At 39.3% G+C, this 18,818-nt stretch carries 22 protein-coding genes; all 22 read right to left on the reverse strand.

Features of this window, described 5'->3' with window-relative positions; genetic code table 11:
* Positions 1 to 96 precede the first annotated feature (96 nt).
* The 22 genes from ABDZ63_RS13025 to ABDZ63_RS13130 all read right to left on the reverse strand — a co-directional run bounded on the left by ABDZ63_RS13025 (position 97) and on the right by ABDZ63_RS13130 (position 18,805).
* Positions 97 to 780 (reverse strand): peptidoglycan DD-metalloendopeptidase family protein, encoded by a 684-nt coding sequence (locus ABDZ63_RS13025; RefSeq protein ID WP_343784146.1) that lies wholly within the window; start codon positions 778 to 780, stop codon positions 97 to 99.
* Between the two features lie 375 nt (positions 781 to 1,155).
* Positions 1,156 to 2,136 (reverse strand): stage II sporulation protein D, encoded by a 981-nt coding sequence (spoIID, locus tag ABDZ63_RS13030; RefSeq protein WP_343784148.1) that lies wholly within the window; start codon positions 2,134 to 2,136, stop codon positions 1,156 to 1,158.
* Positions 2,137 to 2,254: 118 nt separating this feature from the next.
* Positions 2,255 to 3,556, reverse strand: coding sequence for a UDP-N-acetylglucosamine 1-carboxyvinyltransferase (gene murA, locus ABDZ63_RS13035; protein ID WP_343784150.1), 1,302 nt, complete (start codon positions 3,554 to 3,556; stop codon positions 2,255 to 2,257).
* A gap of 35 nt (positions 3,557 to 3,591) precedes the next feature.
* Positions 3,592 to 4,254, reverse strand: coding sequence for a YwmB family TATA-box binding protein (locus ABDZ63_RS13040; protein WP_343784152.1), 663 nt, complete (start codon positions 4,252 to 4,254; stop codon positions 3,592 to 3,594).
* 181 nt (positions 4,255 to 4,435) lie between these two features.
* Positions 4,436 to 4,669: a DUF1146 family protein gene (locus ABDZ63_RS13045; protein ID WP_343784154.1), complete on the reverse strand. Its 234-nt coding sequence runs from the start codon at positions 4,667 to 4,669 to the stop codon at positions 4,436 to 4,438.
* Positions 4,670 to 4,863: 194 nt separating this feature from the next.
* A complete protein-coding gene (locus ABDZ63_RS13050) occupies positions 4,864 to 5,265 on the reverse strand; it encodes a F0F1 ATP synthase subunit epsilon (RefSeq protein ID WP_343784156.1) in 402 nt (133 codons plus the stop codon).
* 56 nt (positions 5,266 to 5,321) lie between these two features.
* The gene (gene atpD, locus ABDZ63_RS13055) at positions 5,322 to 6,719 is read right to left on the reverse strand and encodes a F0F1 ATP synthase subunit beta (protein WP_343784158.1); all 1,398 of its coding nucleotides are present in this window, start codon (positions 6,717 to 6,719) and stop codon (positions 5,322 to 5,324) included.
* Positions 6,720 to 6,755: 36 nt separating this feature from the next.
* Positions 6,756 to 7,616, reverse strand: a complete 861-nt coding sequence (gene atpG / locus ABDZ63_RS13060) for an ATP synthase F1 subunit gamma (protein ID WP_343784160.1) — start codon at positions 7,614 to 7,616, stop codon at positions 6,756 to 6,758.
* A 37-nt stretch (positions 7,617 to 7,653) separates the two neighbouring features.
* Positions 7,654 to 9,162, reverse strand: a complete 1,509-nt coding sequence (gene atpA, locus ABDZ63_RS13065) for a F0F1 ATP synthase subunit alpha (protein WP_343784162.1) — start codon at positions 9,160 to 9,162, stop codon at positions 7,654 to 7,656.
* Positions 9,163 to 9,179: 17 nt separating this feature from the next.
* Positions 9,180 to 9,725: a F0F1 ATP synthase subunit delta gene (locus ABDZ63_RS13070; RefSeq protein ID WP_343784164.1), complete on the reverse strand. Its 546-nt coding sequence runs from the start codon at positions 9,723 to 9,725 to the stop codon at positions 9,180 to 9,182.
* Positions 9,722 to 10,243 carry a F0F1 ATP synthase subunit B gene (atpF, locus tag ABDZ63_RS13075; RefSeq protein WP_343784165.1) on the reverse strand — a complete coding sequence of 174 codons (522 nt, stop codon included), beginning with the start codon at positions 10,241 to 10,243 and terminating at the stop codon, positions 9,722 to 9,724. Before atpF ends, ABDZ63_RS13070 begins: the two co-directional genes overlap by 4 nt.
* Before the next feature lie 185 nt (positions 10,244 to 10,428).
* Positions 10,429 to 10,635, reverse strand: a complete 207-nt coding sequence (gene atpE / locus ABDZ63_RS13080; RefSeq protein ID WP_017186789.1) for a F0F1 ATP synthase subunit C — start codon at positions 10,633 to 10,635, stop codon at positions 10,429 to 10,431.
* Between the two features lie 56 nt (positions 10,636 to 10,691).
* Positions 10,692 to 11,414 (reverse strand): F0F1 ATP synthase subunit A, encoded by a 723-nt coding sequence (atpB, locus tag ABDZ63_RS13085; protein ID WP_343784168.1) that lies wholly within the window; start codon positions 11,412 to 11,414, stop codon positions 10,692 to 10,694.
* Position 11,415: 1 nt separating this feature from the next.
* On the reverse strand, positions 11,416 to 11,805 hold the full coding sequence (locus tag ABDZ63_RS13090; protein WP_343784169.1) for an ATP synthase subunit I: 390 nt from the start codon (positions 11,803 to 11,805) through the stop codon (positions 11,416 to 11,418).
* On the reverse strand, positions 11,802 to 12,017 hold the full coding sequence (locus ABDZ63_RS13095; protein ID WP_343784171.1) for an AtpZ/AtpI family protein: 216 nt from the start codon (positions 12,015 to 12,017) through the stop codon (positions 11,802 to 11,804). The genes ABDZ63_RS13090 and ABDZ63_RS13095 overlap by 4 nt, the downstream gene beginning before the upstream one ends.
* Before the next feature lie 197 nt (positions 12,018 to 12,214).
* Complete coding sequence (locus tag ABDZ63_RS13100; protein WP_343784173.1) at positions 12,215 to 14,341, reverse strand: S8 family serine peptidase; 2,127 nt, start codon at positions 14,339 to 14,341, stop codon at positions 12,215 to 12,217.
* 159 nt (positions 14,342 to 14,500) lie between these two features.
* On the reverse strand, positions 14,501 to 15,130 hold the full coding sequence (gene upp / locus ABDZ63_RS13105) for a uracil phosphoribosyltransferase (protein ID WP_343784175.1): 630 nt from the start codon (positions 15,128 to 15,130) through the stop codon (positions 14,501 to 14,503).
* Positions 15,131 to 15,276: 146 nt separating this feature from the next.
* Positions 15,277 to 16,524, reverse strand: coding sequence for a serine hydroxymethyltransferase (locus ABDZ63_RS13110; protein WP_343784176.1), 1,248 nt, complete (start codon positions 16,522 to 16,524; stop codon positions 15,277 to 15,279).
* A 74-nt stretch (positions 16,525 to 16,598) separates the two neighbouring features.
* Positions 16,599 to 17,141, reverse strand: a complete 543-nt coding sequence (locus tag ABDZ63_RS13115; RefSeq protein ID WP_343784177.1) for a TIGR01440 family protein — start codon at positions 17,139 to 17,141, stop codon at positions 16,599 to 16,601.
* 164 nt (positions 17,142 to 17,305) lie between these two features.
* Positions 17,306 to 17,746: a ribose 5-phosphate isomerase B gene (gene rpiB, locus ABDZ63_RS13120; RefSeq protein WP_343784179.1), complete on the reverse strand. Its 441-nt coding sequence runs from the start codon at positions 17,744 to 17,746 to the stop codon at positions 17,306 to 17,308.
* An 11-nt stretch (positions 17,747 to 17,757) separates the two neighbouring features.
* Complete coding sequence (locus ABDZ63_RS13125; protein WP_343784222.1) at positions 17,758 to 18,174, reverse strand: low molecular weight protein arginine phosphatase; 417 nt, start codon at positions 18,172 to 18,174, stop codon at positions 17,758 to 17,760.
* Positions 18,175 to 18,259: 85 nt separating this feature from the next.
* The gene (locus ABDZ63_RS13130) at positions 18,260 to 18,805 is read right to left on the reverse strand and encodes a manganese efflux pump MntP (RefSeq protein WP_343784181.1); all 546 of its coding nucleotides are present in this window, start codon (positions 18,803 to 18,805) and stop codon (positions 18,260 to 18,262) included.
* Between the last annotated feature and the right edge of the window lie 13 nt (positions 18,806 to 18,818).

Raw genomic sequence — 18,818 nt, forward strand, 5'->3', positions numbered from 1 at the left:
CATCATAAAAAGAGCACCGTTGATTTAGCCCACCTTAACAACACAAAAAAGCCTCGCTAAGTGCGAGACTTTTTTGATGGGTGATGGCTTACTGTTTTACTGGAATCCTGGATTTACAGGTTCACCATCTTCAATTAGTTGGAAGTGTACTTTACTCACATCAGATTCTGAATAAACATTTTCACCTGATAAACCAATGTTATCACCTTGACTTAGTTCATCACCTTCTTCAACTTCAACCTCGGAAAGGCTGGCGTAAACTGTCATGCGCTCTTCACCGTGTTCAACTTCAACTGTTTGACCTAATAGATCATCGTCTTTTACTTCGACAACGGTTCCACTAAGTGATACAATCACCTCAAACGGTTCACCGTCACTTGAAGTAATATCAACACCTTGGCTTTGGTAGTATTGATTATTGTAGAAAATTAATGCATCTTCTTGATCCTCTGCAGATGCTTCAACATCATAGAAGTTAGTTATGATTTCTGTGCGGTCACCTAAAAGTACTGGCAATACGAGCTCTTCTTGGTCCGCTACTACCGGTTCAGCCTCATCACCTTCAGCAGCTTCTTGTTGTTGATCGATGAGGTCATTTTGTTCAACTTGCCAATTATAGTCTTCTTGCTCAGCCTCATCTGTGCCAGCTAACTGATAAATCAATACCCCTGCTAACACGACAGTCACTAAAGTAATGTAAAGTGTTGGATAAAACCAACGTTGACGTGAGAGCTTTTTCCACTTCGATTCGCGGAAAGTCCTTCTTTCCTTTTCATTCATTTTTCATCACCTCAGCAACCATTCTGAACCGATTAGCAAAATTATATACATAGAAGTTGAAATTTTTTCTAAAATTTGTGAGTAACCACTACATTTTAGGACAAAATAAGCTTTTGGCCTGAGGTGAGCGCTGATAAACTCGTCCGAGCGCTGATAAACTCGTCCGAGCGCTGATAAACTCGCCCGAGAGCTGATAAATTCGCCCAAACGCTGATAAATTCGCCCGAGCGCTGATAAGTCCATCGCGAGCGCTGATAAACTCCCGCGAGCGCCGATAAATTCCCGCGAGCGCTGATAAATTCCCGCGATCACTAATCATCCACACTCCCATAACAAAATAAATCCCACCCTCCATAACTGAGAGTGGGATTTTTCTTATAATACATGTTCTAGCGTTTCTATTTCTACACCTTGGTAATAGTGTTTCACAATATCATGGTATGTGTTCCCAGATTGTGCCATGCCATTGGCTCCGTATTGGCTCATTCCAACACCGTGGCCGAATCCATTTGTTTTAAAAATGATATGATCGGCTTTGGCTTCAATGGTAAAGTCATTTGATCTTAAATCTAATTTTTCCCTGATTTCTCTTCCACTAAAAGTTTCGCCATTAACGGTGATTTCTTGAATTCGATTACTTTCGGTGCGTGTAGTATTTGTTACTTCAAATGAGTTACCTTCTAATCCGAGCTGTTGCAACACTTCTTGATAAGTAAAAATTTCTTGGTCGCGGTAAACGGGTGACTGCTCATCCCAAGGGCTTGAAACACTTCTTAAATATGGGATTTCATTTTGCCAATAATCTTCTGCATTTTCAGTATACCCATTACTAGTTGAAAAGAAGGCAGCCGTGATCGGACTTCCATCATATGTGATCACTTCACCAGCAGTTTCTTGAACGGCTTGGTCGATTTTATTCATATTACCTGAATAATCAACCCCCCAAACTTCTCTTAATTCATCTTCTGATTGAAAAACTTGATGTTCTACTGTATCTGTTACGTGGTGTTCTTGTTCAGGGTCATCATGAAGGATTCTTTGTACAATATATGTTCTTGCTGCTAATGCCTGTGCTTTTAATGCCTCCATTTCAAAGTCAGCGGGAATTTCAGAAGCTACAACTAATGCCACATAATCTTCAAGTGGTACAGATTCTATTTGATCTGTTGCTTCTCGCAACACTTCGACCATAATGTCTGAATTCTCACCACTTGCGCTCACATACTCTGTAGATTCATCGATCGAAATATGTTCATTTTCTGTCGCAGCTTCAGCAAAGGGTATGACGATTAATGTTGGAATAACAGTAATCACAGCTAATAAGATAATTCCTAGTATCAATCCTTGTCGCCTCAATGTTTAATCCTCCTTCAACATTTCAATATTCACATCTAGTAATATCTTTATTCACTGTGTTGAATTAATAGAACTAAAAAAAAGAGAAGCGTTTAATCAACGCCTCTCTCTTATACTATTAACTAGATTGCATCATAGAATCATTTGAAGGATTATGCTTTTGTTCATAAACACGTTCAATGTTAGCGCCAAGACCTTTCAGCTTTCCAACAAAATCGACATAACCGCGGTCTAAGTGTTTTAATTCTGTTACAGCTGTTCGACCTTCTGAAACTAACCCTGCTAAAATCAGTGCTGCTGCTGCGCGTAAATCTGTAGCTGAAACTTCAGCACCTTGTAATGTTACAGGACCTTCGATAATGGCACTTCGACCTTCGATTTTGGCTTTCGCATTCATTCTCCTAAACTCTTCAACATGCATAAAACGGTTTTCAAATACTGTTTCAGTGAGCACACTCGTGCCATGCGCTCTCATCGTTAACGTCATTAATTGAGCTTGCAAATCCGTTGGAAACCCAGGGTATGGTAATGTCTTAATATCAATTGGTTTTAGTTCATCTGTTCCAATAACTCGAACACTATTTTCATACTCCTCGATTTTAACACCCATTTCCTTCATCTTTGCTATTAATGAACGAAGATGAGCAGGAATTGCACCTTCTACAATTATATCACCACCAGTGATCGCACCAGCTACCATAAATGTCCCTGCTTCGATTCTGTCAGGAATAATGGTATGTTCTACACCTTGTAGTGAAGGTACACCTTCAATTCGAATGGTCTCGGTACCAGCACCAATGACTTTACCACCCATTTGGTTAATAAAGTTAGCTAAGTCAACAATCTCAGGTTCACGAGCACAGTTTTCAATAATTGTGGTGCCTTCTGCTAGTGCTGCAGCCATCATTAAGTTTTCTGTTGCCCCAACACTAGGGAAATCTAAATAAATTCGAGCTCCGTGTAAACGGCCATTAGCAAATGCTTCGACATAACCATTCCCAACCTCAATAGTTGCCCCCATTGCTTCTAATCCTTTAAGGTGTTGATCTATTGGTCTAGATCCAATTGCACACCCACCTGGCATCGCCACTTTTGCATGACCATACCTTGCTAATAAAGGTCCTAATACTAAAACGGACGCGCGCATTTTACGAACATATTCAAATGGTGTTTTAGTTTTCAGTTCATTTGCTGCATCTATATATAACGAATTTTCCTCACGTAGTATATTCACATTCATATATCTTAATACTTCACTTATTGTATCTACATCAGCCAAAGCTGGTACTTGCTTTAGTGTTGTCTTGCCCTTACTTGCCATAATCGTTGCTGCGATGACGGGTAAAACAGCATTTTTAGCACCTTCCACTTTAACGGTGCCAGTCAATCTATTACCTCCAGATACGATGATTTTTTCCAATATCTTTCCCTCCGTGTCGATAGTCCGTATGTTATTTAATATTCAATAACGAGGATAGGTGTGCCGATTGTTACGGTATTTTTTTGTTTCTCCTCTTCGCGAATGGCTAATTGAATATTCATCTTCTCATTTTCTAATGGAATATAAGAACTAATTTGATCAGTATAGCCACTAAAAACGGATAACTGATCTTCTATAATACTATTCGTCAAATCTAGTCGAAAATCCTGTTTAAATTTTTCTAAAAACAAATTACGATCTATTTTATCATTAATTAGCGATTGAAAGCATGAGTAAACATACCCATTTTCATAAAATGGCTCTAACGGCAAATTTGATAAATAATTTAATGTTTGATCGTAAATATCTTCACTCCACTGATCACTACTAATTCGATAAACCAACTGTAATGTATTAGGGCTAACCTCGACTGTATATAAATATTCGTCAAGTGTTTCCTCTATATGAGGGTGTTTATCCTTAATTTGGTTATTTAAAACCTTTTTTCTATCTAAAATTTCTTTCTTTTCCCCATTTAGCTTCATCGTTATTTCAAATGACTGAACATCCCAGTCTTGTTCAATAACATAATCCGCTAAAACTTCAAAATCTGTAGTCATAGCTGCTTCATTACTAGATTGATAGAATACTGATTGTCCTATTAGAACAATCATTACTAATGCCATTATGATCCGCATGGACAGCTCCCCCTTTTTAATAACAGGATGGTCCATGCGATTGATTTTTAAACATAAGTTATTTCGACAGTTAATTTATCTATTAAACTATTTGTTTTGGTGATGCTTAGTTCGGTGTACTTTTATGATAAGGGCTTATCTCTTATCGTAAGTCACACCAAGCTGATACCATTAGAATGGTTTACAAAAAGTAAGATAGTTGTTGCGACCAATTGATAAAGTCTAAGAAGAAATTACTAACAGTCGTTCCAAGTGCAACAGTTAGGAAAATTAATAAGATCTTACTTTCTGTCTCTTTATTCTTTTTAAATAAGACTTGGATATTAATTGATTCTAATGCTTTCCAAGCTAAAATTATGAAAATAATATGTGACGCCATGCCAACTAAGGCATCAACTGCGTTATCTATAAACATCTTAACACCTCTTCACCTTATTATGTATTACAATTTATGACACTTTTGTGCATTGCCCAGGAAATATCGACACGGTAATTAGTATTTCCCTATATTTACGGTTCTATTTCCACCTTTAATTTAACATTAGGTCCATTAATCACTTTATTAGGGGATATTGAAAAAAGATCTGACCGTAGGCGGCCAGATCTTCTTTATTTGTTGACAACTTCTAAACGGTTCGTTGCACGGTTAAGTGCTAGTTTTGCACGTTTAAAGTCTATTTCTTCTGATTTTGTTTGATTTACGCGCTCTTCTGCACGTTGTTTCGCAGATTCAGCACGATCTACGTCAATTTCAGAAGGTTTTTCTGCAGCTTGTGCCAAGATTGTGACTTGATCAGGGCGTACCTCTAAAAAGCCGCCACTTACAGCTACAAATTCAGTTTTGCCTTGTTTCTTTAATCGAACTGCACTAATGGTTAGAGGAGCAACTAATGGGATGTGACCTGGTAAGATCCCCAATTCGCCACCTTCTGCTCTAACGCTTACCATTTCAAATGATTCTTCTAGTACAGGGCCATCAGGAGTGACAACACTCACAGTTAGTGTTTTCAATCTTACCCCTCCTTGGGCACTAATTAAGCGACAAGATAATGCCGCTTAATGTCCCATTATTGTTCCAGTTGATTAGCGTTTTCAACAACTTCTTCAATACGTCCAACTAGACGGAACGCATCTTCTGGTAAGTCATCATGCTTACCATCTAAGATCTCTTTGAATCCTTTAACTGTTTCTTGAACAGGTACGTATGACCCTTGCTGTCCTGTGAACTGCTCAGCTACGTGGAAGTTCTGAGATAAGAAGAACTGAATACGACGTGCACGGCTTACAGTTTGCTTATCTTCTTCAGTCAACTCGTCCATACCTAGGATTGCAATGATATCTTGTAATTCTTTATAACGCTGTAACGTTTTCTGTACTTCACGCGCCACATCATAGTGCTCTTCACCTACGATATGCGGGTCAAGGGCACGAGACGTTGATGATAGCGGGTCTACCGCTGGGTAAATACCTTGCTCTGATAACTTACGCTCTAGGTTAGTTGTTGCATCTAAGTGAGCGAAAGTTGTTGCTGGAGCCGGGTCTGTATAGTCATCGGCAGGTACGTATACAGCTTGGATCGATGTGATCGAACCTTTCTTAGTTGATGTAATACGTTCCTGTAATTGACCCATTTCTGTTGATAGTGTTGGCTGATAACCAACGGCTGATGGCATACGACCTAATAGGGCTGATACTTCTGTTCCGGCTTGAGTAAAGCGGAAGATGTTGTCAATGAACAATAATACGTCTTGACCTTCTTCATCACGGAAGTATTCTGCCATTGTTAGACCTGTTAATGCTACACGCATACGTGCACCTGGTGGTTCGTTCATCTGACCGAATACCATTGCTGTCTGCTTAATTACTCCAGAATCGCTCATTTCATAGTAAAGGTCGTTACCTTCACGTGTACGCTCACCAACACCTGCGAATACTGAAATACCGCTGTGCTCTTGTGCGATGTTGTTAATAAGCTCTTGGATTAAAACGGTTTTACCTACACCTGCACCACCGAATAGACCGATCTTACCACCTTTTACATAAGGTGCTAATAAGTCTACTACTTTAATTCCTGTTTCAAGGATTTCAGTTTCAGTCGCTAAGTCTTCAAACTTAGGAGCTTGACGGTGAATTGGGTCACGACGTGTATCTTGTGAAACAGGTTCAGCTAAGTCAATTTCACCACCTGTTACGTTGAATACACGACCTAGAGTATCATTACCTACAGGTACACTGATTGGAGCACCTGTGTTTTCAACTTCCATACCACGGACTAGACCATCACTAGAGTCCATCGCGATGGTACGAACTGAATCATCGCCAAGGTGTAAAGCAACTTCAAGTACTAATTCCGTTTCACTTTCACCTTTTACGATTAGGGCGTTATAAATTTCAGGTAATTGGCCGCTGTCGAACTTTACGTCTACTACCGGTCCCATAACCTGTGTTATACGTCCGTTACTCATCCTTTTCCCTCCTAACTGCTCATATCCAAAAACGTTCTATTCAAGTGCTGCTGCACCACCGACAATCTCTGAAATTTCTTGAGTAATGGCTGCTTGACGCGCACGGTTATATGAAAGCGTTAATTCATCAATTCGGTCTTCCGCGTTGTCAGTTGCGTTACGCATCGCTGTCATTCTCGATGCGTGTTCACTTGCCTTACCGTCTAATAAGGCACCATACACAAGGCTTTCAGCGTATTGTGGCAGTAGTGTTTCTAATATTTGTTCTTGGTTTGGCTCATACTCGTACATGCTGCTTTGTTTTTCGCCTACATCAATATCAGTAAGTGGTAAAACCTTCGTTTCTTTTACTTCTTGATTAATGGCACTAATAAAGTGGTTGTAGAATAGGTTTAACTCATCAACACCTTCATCAGCAAATAAATTCACAGCATAGTTTGCAATGTCTTTGATCTCAGCAAAACTTGGTTGGTCTGGTAGTCCTATAATTTCATGCGCAATTGGTAGTTCGCGCTTTTTACAGAAATCACGGCCTACTTTACCGACTGGAATCACGACATAATCATCTTTTGATGGATGGCGCTCTTCAATTGTTTGAAACAGCTTACGTAACACGTTCGTGTTGTAAGGACCTGCTAAACCACGATCTGATGTGATTACGATATAGCCTGTCTTTTTAACAGGTCGTGAAATTAGCATGGGATGGTCGACATCTGTGTTACCACTCGCAATACTTTTAACGACTTCTTGAATCTTTTCCATGTATGGTACGAATGATTTTGCATTTTCTTCTGCTTTATTAAGCTTTGAAGCTGACACCATTTCCATTGCTTTTGTAATCTGTTTCGTATTCGAGGTCGAACTAATTCGCGCCTTTAAATCACGTAAAGATGCCACAACGTCTCACCACCTTTTCTAGAGACTTGTTTCCTTATTATTCAGAAACGACAAATGTATTTTTGAAATCACTAATTACTTTGTTAAACTCATCAGCATCAGGTAAGTTACCTGTTTCACGGATGTGGTTTAGAACTTCAGAACCGTGTTGCTTCAAGTAAGCGTGTAGTTCTTGTTCAAAACGTACTACATCTTCTACTGGAATGTCGTCTAAGAAACCGTTAACTAGTGCATAGATAATCGCAACTTGGTACTCAACACGTTGTGGTTCGTGTAAGCCTTGTTTTAGGATTTCAACTGTACGTTGACCACGATCAAGTTTAGCTTGTGTTGCTTTATCTAGGTCTGAACCAAACTGAGAGAATGATTCTAGCTCACGGAATGATGCTAAGTCTAGACGTAGTGTACCGGCTACTTTCTTCATCGCTTTAATCTGAGCTGAACCACCTACACGTGATACGGATAGTCCTGGGTTAATCGCTGGACGTACACCTGAGTGGAATAGGTCAGATTGTAAGAAGATCTGTCCGTCTGTAATTGAGATGACGTTTGTTGGAATATATGCACCAATGTCACCAGCCTGAGTTTCAACGAATGGTAATGCAGTTAATGAACCGCCACCTTTATCGTCACTTAGCTTCGCTGCACGCTCAAGTAAACGAGAGTGTAGGAAGAATACATCCCCTGGGAATGCTTCACGGCCTGGTGGGCGACGTAGTAATAGTGAAAGCTCACGGTATGCTGCCGCTTGCTTAGATAAGTCATCGTATACAACAAGTACGTGCTTGCCGTTGTGCATGAATTCTTCACCCATTGATACACCAGCATATGGTGCTAGGTATAGTAATGGAGCTGGTTCAGATGCACCTGCGTTAACAACGATTGTATAGTCAAGTGCTCCGTGCTGACGTAGTGTTTCAACAACACCACTTACTGTAGAGTCTTTTTGACCAATAGCAACGTAGATACAGATTACATCTTCTTCTTTTTGGTTTAAGATTGTATCAATTGCAATGGCAGTCTTACCTGTCTGACGGTCACCAATGATTAACTCACGCTGACCACGACCGATTGGTACCATTGAGTCGATTACTTTAATACCTGTTTGTAAAGGCTCATCAACTGACTTACGATCCATTACTCCAGGTGCCTTCGATTCGATTGGACGAGTTTTAGTTGATTCAATTGGACCGTTACCGTCAACTGGTTGTCCTAATGAGTTAACAACACGTCCAATTAGTTCATCACCTACAGGGACTTGCATAATACGGCCTGTGCGGCGAACTTCATCACCTTCACGAATTTCTGTAAATGGTCCTAGGATTACAACACCAACGTTATTTTCTTCTAGGTTTTGCGCCATTCCCATAACACCGTTAGAGAATTCTACTAGCTCACCCGACATAACGTTATCTAGACCATGAACACGTGCGATACCGTCACCAATTTCGATTACAGTACCGACATCATTTACTTCTATATTTGAGTCATAGCTTTCAATTTGCTGCTTAATAAGCGCACTTATTTCTTCAGCTTTGATGCTCATCCATTTCACCCCTATCTTTACTTGTTTGCAGATACGACACTCTGTTCAATGCGTTGAAGCTTTCTTTTAACCGTACCATCATAGATCTGGTTACCGATTCGAACTTTTAATCCACCAAGAATGGACTTTTCAACAATGTTATTAATGCGAAGGGTGTCTTTGTTTAACTTTTTCGCAAAAACATTTTGAATTTGTTCTTGTTCTTCATCTGATAAAGCACGAACAGAATATACGTCAGCTTCTGCAATGCCCTTTGCTTCATTTTTCATATTCACAAAAGACTTAACGATTTCATTTAATGAGCTAACACGGTTTTTATCTGTTAAGACAAGTAATAAATTGATTGTTTCTTGAGAAAAGCTTTTGAATACTTCACGAATGAAGCTTTTCTTGTCATCTTTTGATACACGTGGATTCTCAAAAAAAGCTTTTAACTCTTGATCATCTTTAAAAACTTGAACGACTGTGTTTAACTCTTCTTCTAATTGAGGTAAGTTAGACTTTTCTGTTCCAAGTTCAAACAAAGCTACTGCATATCGGTTCGCAACTGTTGAATTACTCATTTGCTCTCGCCTACTTTTTCTAAGTATTCGTTAATAAGCTTTTCTTGTTCATCCACAGTTAATTCTTTCTCGATCACTTTGCTTGCAATTTGTACAGATAATGTGCCAACTTGTTCTTGTAATGCTTGTACAGCACGCTCTTTCTCTTGTTCGATTTCGTGGCGTGCACTTTCTTTAATGCGCTCTGCATCAGCTTTTGCCGCCTGAATTAGTTCACTTTCTTCGGACTTAGCTGTTTGTTTAGCGTCTTCAATAATCTTCTGCGCGTTTTGACGTGTGCCTTTCAGCTCATCTTGCGCTTCTTTCATTAAGCGTTCAGCTTCTTGCCTATTCTTTTCTGCTGAATCTATTTCAGTAGCGATATGCTGTTCACGCTCTTGCATGACATTCATTAATGGACGCCATGCAAACTTCGTAATTAGTGCTAATAGAATGACAAACATCACTAATTGCACTATCATATCACCAGCGTTGAATCCAATTTCTGCGTTTAAAATAAATAAACGTGGGTCTAGCACAGCCTTCACTCCTTTCGCCTAATCATCCCTAAAAAAGGCTTAAAAGGAAAAACGATGTTCACGCCTAATGTTAAGCGATGTTACGTTTCCTTTTATTGTCTCATTTAACAAACTAACATAAAGGAATGGCGAAGTTTCTAGAAGTCACTTCGCCATTATGTTCATGTCATGCAACAAGAAACTTATTACATAACCATAAATGCAATAACTACCGCGATGATCGGTACTGCTTCTACTAATGCAACACCAATGAACATTGTTGTTTGAAGAGCACCACGTAGTTCTGGTTGACGTGAAATACCCTCTACTGTACGACTTACGATTAAACCGTTACCAATACCAGCACCTAGTGCCGCTAAACCTACCGCTAATGCAGCTGCTAAAAATTCCATTTTATAATCCTCCTCTAAGTATCTAATTACTTTTAATTAAATGATTTCTATAATGCTTAATGGTCATGGCTCACTTTATGTGACATATAAACCATAGCTAACATAACGAAAATAAATGCTTGGATTGCACTAATGAATAGTTTAAATCCTTGCCATAGAAGCATTGGTAAGAAACCTGCTGCTGCTTCTAATGCACCTGATGCCATTAAACTTACTAGAAGCGCTAATAGCACCTCACCAGCGAAGATATTACCATAAAGACGCATACCTAACGTCAAAGTGTTGGCAAACTCTTCAACAATTTTTAATGGAAACAAAATTGGAATTGGTGAAAAGAAATCTTTCACATAACCTTTTCCACCTTTAAGCTTAACCCCGAAATAATGTGTTAAAGCTACTACCATTACAGCAAGCGTTAACGTCACCCCTGGGTCAGCTGTTGGTGATTTCCACCATAAATCACCGTTGTACTCTACCATGAACATTATACCGAGAATATTCGCAATAAAAATGTACATAAGTAGTGTGATAGCCAACGGAAGAAACTGTCTACCAGTTTTCCAATCCATTGTGCTCGAAATCATGCCTTTAACGAAGTCGACGACCCATTCCATAAAGTTCTGGAAGCCCGTCGGTTTTCGTTGCAAGTTGCGACTACCGATCACTGCTATTATAAAAACAATTACGGACGCAACCAATGTCATAAGGACGTTTGATAGGTTAAAATCTAGCCAACTTATCCCAAAGACATCTTCGATCATAGGAGAACCGTGATCCACATCATTCACCCCTTTTCGTAGTGGTAGTCTCTTTGTGATGGATAATAAAATCTATCATAATGACAATGTAAGGTGTCATTAAACCTACAATGGCAGCGATTAAATGAAAATATTCGGGAAATCTTAAGACAACCACAACGAGTAATGCCGCTCCTGCAAATCTTGATAACGTTCCAAACGACTTCGCTGTTTGGTTGTTAGCCGCTTTTTCACCGACAACATCAATCTTCTTTTGAATTAAGTATAAGTTAAAAAAGCCGATTGCTTGTCCCAATAGAAGACCAGCGAAGATTGTTTCATAGTCTGAAAACCCCCACCCTGCTACTGCAATTGCTAACAGGTAGAGCATCCATTTTCGTTGACGGTTGACCATGATTTTGTAATCAGTCATGATGCGTCGTCTCCTAAAAACTTATTAACTAGTGTGATCGTACCGTACACACCAGCGGCTAACCCTAAAAATAACCCTATTAATAAAAATAGAGGACTTGTCTGAAAATAACTATCAAGCCATCTGCCGAGAAAAATCCCAACAATCGTTGCGCCTGATAAATGACTGAGAATCGCGGTTGTAATCGCCATCCCTCTTAGTGGATGTTTCATAAATCTTACCTACCTATCACAGAATTTCAGACAATTCACAGGAATTAATGGTCTAATAGACAAAAACAGCTGTTTCCCTACTTTTTTCGCCTTTTTAAACCTAATCATTCCACACTAAATTAGCATACAATAGCACCCTATATAAGTCAATTAATTTTGTGATGATTTTAAGGCAACTTTTTGACAAAATTATAGACTTATGGAATCATGATTTCTTTTGTTTGATAATAAGTCTCCTCACCATCAAAAACCTCGATTACTGCCTCATAAATTCCACTCTCAAAGTCATCTTTGTCCAGTGACTTTTCAAACGAACCTTGTGAGATGTTTTGTTCTTCAATTAGAGTGCTTTGGCTGATTAACTGATCGTCAAACAGTTTAATTGTAAGGGCTTTCAAATCATCTGCCACATATAACTTTAACCGCAATTCCTCTGTGTCAAAAGGTGGTGTTTCGATTTCTAGTCCTGTAATCCTTGGGTAGTCAGCTGTATCATGAATGAATAAATAGGGGAGATTCTTTTCATCCCCATTTAATTTTAATGAAAGATACCCTTCATGAACACCCTTTTTTAATAATTTTTGCTGGAAATTGATAGCTATTTCAAACGAATGTTGCGAAAAACCCTCTAAAGTTGTCGTTAAGGGGAGATTCCATGATAATCCTGTCTTTCGTTTCGGTACTTGCCATGTCACAGTTAAGGGTTCTGAGTCTTCATTATTAATTGTAATCGTATGAGTTGAGTCTAAGTCTGAATCGTCTATCATCCCGAAGTTTAATGCTTGGTTTTCGATTCTGTAGTTTTTCTCGAGTAATTGGTCAACTTCAATAAACCCTCCACCTTGTGTACTTGGCGTAGCGTCTTGTTCAAATGGTGATGTTGCTGTTAACAGTCGTTCTTTTAATATTTGTGGAGATGCATTAGAGTCTTGTTCTTTTAGTAATGCTAATACACCCGATACATATGGAGCTGCCATACTCGTTCCTTGAAAAGAGGCATACCCATCAGGTACTGTACTTAAAATGTCAACGCCTGGTGCTGTTATATCAGGCTTGATTGTCCAATCTGATGTCACAGGTCCCCTTGCACTAAACGATGCGATGTTGTTTTCATCTGTTTCATAGATTGTACTCACCCACGTTTCATTGTCTAGTAACATTTCTGCTTCCTCCATAGTCATATAAGCAACTGGAAATGGGGAAGGTACCCAATCCCAAGTGTTAGGGTCGTCTTCTTCTTCGTCACTATAAATGATGGTGGCTTTTGCACCTTGTTCGTAGATTTGATTAATGATTTCAGCATATTGGTTATTTTGTTTACTCACTACGACAATACGATCATGAATGGATGAAGTTAAGTCGTCTAAGGATGTGATATGTTCAAGTGGATAAGACTGGGTGAGGTTCCATGGCTCACTATATGGAATTTGTCTGATGGCGATTGGGTCATGTTGAAATACTTCAAAGAAAGGCTGTTCAACTTCTGTGTAAGCTGCACCAACTGATATGGCTTTTTCAGCAGTAGCTGGTGCGGCGACTGTCCAATCTTCAGGCCCACTATTACCATTAGCCGCAACAATCAGTGCACCTAAGTCAAATGCTTGATTAACCGCTTCAGCCATCGGGTAGTCTGGGCTATTGACATCTGCACCAAGTGACAAATTAATAATATCCATTCCATCTTTAACGGCTTGCTCTAAGGCTGCTAGCACTTGAGCTGATGTCCCTGCACCACCTGGTCCTAAAGCTCTGTATGCATAAATTTCAGCATCTGGCGCAACACCTCGTATGTCCCCATCAGCTGCAATAATTCCAGCTACATGCGTCCCGTGATTGGTTGGCATCCCTTCTTCTGCCGTTGTTTCCATAGGATCTCCATCAAAATCAACCGCATCAAACCCACCTTGATAATTTTGTTCTAAGTCTGGGTGATTGTAATCAATTCCTGTGTCAATGACGCCAATTTTGACCCCTTTTCCGGTATAAGGAAACGATTCCTCATGATAATCTGGAAAGGTTGTAGGAGATTGAGTATTTGAAATTTCTGGTGCGGAGTAATTAACTGCTTTTGAATAGGTTTGAACCCAATCTTCTTGATGCAATTGTTCTATATGACGCTCATCACCTTGTACTGCAACTGCCTGAAGGAGTGTATCGTATGTATATAAAATCTCAATGAAAGGGTAATCGCGTTCGATCAATTCAACTACTGTATCTTTTGATTCGTCTATTTCGATAATCCAAACGTCAGAATCAGCATGAACATGCCGATCAGCTTGAACTAAAATTGTCATTATGAAAATCGTCATCATCAATAAACGCATACTAATCCCTCCGATTTCATTTAGTGTATACATAAATAGGAAATTAATGCGCATAAGACTGCTTGGGCTATAATCAGGCGATATCCTCGATACAATTAAAATGATGCGTATTTAATAAAAAAGTGACAGCGTTTAAGCTGCCACTTCACTTAATATTAATTACTTCGTTCCAAAAAGTCTGTCTCCTGCATCTCCTAAGCCAGGGACGATATAGCCTTTATCATTTAGCTTCTCATCTAAGCCTGCAACGTATATGTCGATGTCTGGATGAGCTTCTTGCACCAATTCAACGCCTTCTGGTGCAGCGACTAAACACATTAAGCGAATATGTGTCGCACCGCGTTTTTTCAATGAATCGATCGCTGCAATAGCTGAGCCACCCGTTGCTAACATCGGGTCTGTTACAATCAGCTCGCGATCATGAATGTCTGAAGGTAGCTTAATATAATACTCAACTGGCTTTAACGTTTCAGGATCGCGATATAGACCAACATGGCCAATTTTCGCAGCTGGAATTAAATCGACAATGCCATCAACCATTCCTAAGCCGGCACGCAAAATAGGGATAATCCCCATTTTTTTACCTGCTAGTACATTTGATTTTGCTTTAGCTACAGGTGTTTCAACTTCAACTTCTTCTACAGGAAGCTCGCGCGTAATCTCAAACATCATTAAAGCTGATACTTCATCGACAAGCTCGCGGAAAGCTTTAGTTCCAGTGTTTTTGTCACGAATGTATGTGATTTTGTGTTGAATCAGAGGATGGTCAAATACGTAAACTTTGCCCAAAACGAACAGCTCCTTTTTAAAATATCTCTTGAATTGTAGCGAAAACTGTCGCTAGATGCAACTTATATTTTTAATATGATCAAATTTCATTAAAAATCAGCACACAAAAAGTGGTGAGAAAAAATCTATCTCACCACTTTTGATCATTATTTATACATTGGGAATTTATCAGCTAACTGCTGCACGCGTACCTTTGCTTCTTCTAACTTAGCTTCATCTTCATGGTTATTAAGTGTAAAGGCCATAATAGATGCGATCTCATCCATTTCCTCTAAGCCGAAACCACGTGTTGTGACAGCAGCTGTACCAATACGAACACCACTCGTTACAAACGGGCTTTCTGGGTCAAATGGGATTGTATTTTTATTCGTTGTCACGCCCACTTCATCAAGTGCAGCCTCAGCTACTTTTCCTGTTAAATTTAATGGACGAACATCTAATAGTAATAAATGGTTATCTGTGCCATCTGAAACTAAACGAATCCCTTCATTTTTCAACGACTCACCTAGACGTTTAGCGTTGTCGATAATTTTTTGTGAATATTCTTTAAATGATGGGTCTAGGGCTTCTTTAAATGCAACACCTTTTGCTGCAATAATATGCATAAGCGGCCCACCTTGCATACCTGGGAACACTCTGCTATCGATCTTTTTCTTAAACTCTTCTTGGCATAAAATCAAACCACCACGCGGACCACGTAACGTTTTATGTGTTGTTGTTGTCACAAAATGCGCATATGGTACTGGACTTTGATGCTCACCTGCTGCTACTAAACCAGCAATGTGTGCCATATCAACAAGTAAGTATGCTCCTACTTCATCAGCAATTTCACGGAACTTTTTAAAGTCAATTTGGCGTGGATAGGCTGATGCACCTGCTACAATTAATTTTGGTTGAACTTCTTTTGCTTTGGTTAAAACAGCATCATAGTCGATTGTTTCTGAATCTTCATCAACACCATAGTCAACTACGTTATATAGTCTTCCACTAAAGTTAACTGGGCTTCCGTGTGTTAAGTGTCCACCATGGTTTAAGTTCATACCTAAAATCGTGTCACCTGGCTCTAATACAGCGAAATATACGGCCATATTAGCTTGTGCACCTGAGTGAGGCTGTACGTTGGCATGATCTGCACCGAACAGCTCTTTTGCTCTATCACGTGCTAAATTCTCAGCAATATCAACATACTCACAACCGCCGTAATAACGACGAGTTGGATAACCTTCTGCATATTTATTCGTTAAAACAGATCCTGCTGCTTCCATAACAGCTTCAGATACAAAGTTCTCAGAAGCGATCAGCTCGATTTTGTCGTGTTGACGATTCTTTTCCTGATCAATCGCTTTTAACATTTCTGGGTCTACTTCATGTAATTGATTGTGTAAATGTGTCATGAGTAAAGCCTCCCTATGTATTTATATTGAGCCATTTGGCACTTTTACTAGTTTATAAGTTAATCGTTTAGTTGCTAGTTATAAATCGCGCGCTTACCACCGATCAGTTTAGGGCGTGTGTAAGCGTAAGTAACGTTGGCATCGCCTAAAGATTTCTGTGAAAAGCGAAGTGGGACTGCGACATGTTTTAAGTGCATGCCGATAAACGTATCACCTATATCCATGCCAAGGTCAGCCTTGATGTGTTCAACTAAGACAGGGTTGTCCATATGTTCATAAATATAAGCAGCCATTGAACCGCCTGCACTTGGGTGTGGAATGGCACTGACTTCATCTAAGCTAAGCATTTGTTGCACTTCACGGTCAATGACGATCGCACGGTTTAAGTGCTCACAGCATTGATAAGCAATGTGTACACCTGTTTCTTGTTGAAACGCTTTCAATTGCGTATGCAACACCTTTGCTATGTCCGTACTACCTGCCGAGCCGATTTTTTCACCCGCAATTTCACTCGTTGAACAACCAACAACCATTAAGTCACCTTTTTTAACGACTTGAGACTGTTTCCATTCATTTAAAATCGTTTGGAAATCTTGTCGTAATTGTTCTACAGTCAACTTCAATCCCTCCCATTATGAGAGTTGATTCTTAAATAAAGTATAACAAAAAGATTTACAGAGGTATATGCTTTTACTAGTTAATTATAAGGTGACTTCGGATTTCTATTTAGAATTAAAATAGCGCCGAATTATTTAATCCGGCGACCTCTCGTTTAACTCATTTAATGTTCTTCATACGCGGTAATCTTACCAACGCGATTAGCGTGGCGACCACCTTCGTAATCTTCATTTAAAAATGCTGAAACAATTTCACGGGCTAATCCTGGCCCAATGACACGCTCACCCATCGCGATCATGTTCGCATCATTGTGCTGGCGGGTTGCCTTTGCACTAAAAACATCATGTACCAGTGCACAGCGAATGCCCTTGACTTTGTTAGCTGAAATGGACATCCCAATTCCTGTACCACATATTAAAATTCCATAGTCAAATTCACCTTTAGCAACACGTTCTGAAGCTGGAATTCCATAATCCGGATAATCAACTGAATCCTCACAATCACAGCCAATATCTTCATATTCAATATTCATTTCTTCTAATAGTGATGCTATTTCCCTACGCAAATTTAACCCACCATGGTCTGATGCAATAATTACTCTCATGAATTACCCTCCTACTTTTCAACCATTCGATCAATATGTTTTTCAATTTCTTCTAATGTGTGCTCATAAGTTTCTATACTTAGTCCAATCGGGTCTTTAATGTCTAAGTCATCTTCATCGACAAACTCTTTTAATGTAAACAATTTATCGTCAAAACTTGTGTACTCTAGTTTAAGTGTTTCTTTATGTTGACGAGTCATCGTTAAGATTAGATCAGCCCAATTTAATAATTCACGCGTTACAGGTTGGGATGCGTGTTGGCATTTGATTCCTTTATTTTGAAGCGCCTGTTTAGCATTCGCATTTACACCTTGGCCTAAACCGGCAAAGATTCCCGCTGATTGAACATCATAGGTCGGATATTTATGCTTTAAAATAGCTTCTGCCATCGGGCTTCGGCACGTATTTCCTGTACATACAAATAACACTCGCTGCAACTAGATTCCCTCCTGCAAGTCTTAGTTTGTCTTTCTAATTTCATTTTACTTGATAACACTTAAATTGTCATTTCTTTTACCACACCATTTGGACGCCTAAAATAATTAATACCATCCCACCAAATGCTTCTGAATATCTACCAAAAAACTTCTCTCCCTGATGTGCAAGCATTAAACCTAACCAACTACAAAGCATACTGATTAAACCAAACATAACAACAATCACAAAAAGGTTAATCCCTAACATACCAATTGTAATACCAATTGAAAAACTATCTAAACTAACCGTAAATGCGAGTAAAAATAAACTCGTAAACCCAACGTAACGTTGCATGTCTTTTTCAAAAAATGTCGCTAATACCATTTGAATCCCAATCATAATGATCATCCAGCCACCAATAATTTGTGCAATGGCACCGAGCTGTTGAGAAAGGTAGTTACCAAGTCCCATTCCTAATAGAGGCATAATGAGATGAAAAAGTCCCACTAAACCTACAAAATAAATTAACATTCTAAGACGTTGCCTCATTAAACCAACTGACATACTAACGGAAAATGCATCCATTCCAATCGCAAGGGCTATTAATAGATAAGGGGTTAAGCTTTCATAAAAAGAAATCACGCTCGTTCCTCCT

It is taken from the genome of Alkalibacillus silvisoli (genome assembly GCF_039521975.1).
In the GTDB taxonomy this organism is placed as follows: Bacteria; Bacillota; Bacilli; order Bacillales; family Alkalibacillaceae; genus Alkalibacillus; species Alkalibacillus silvisoli.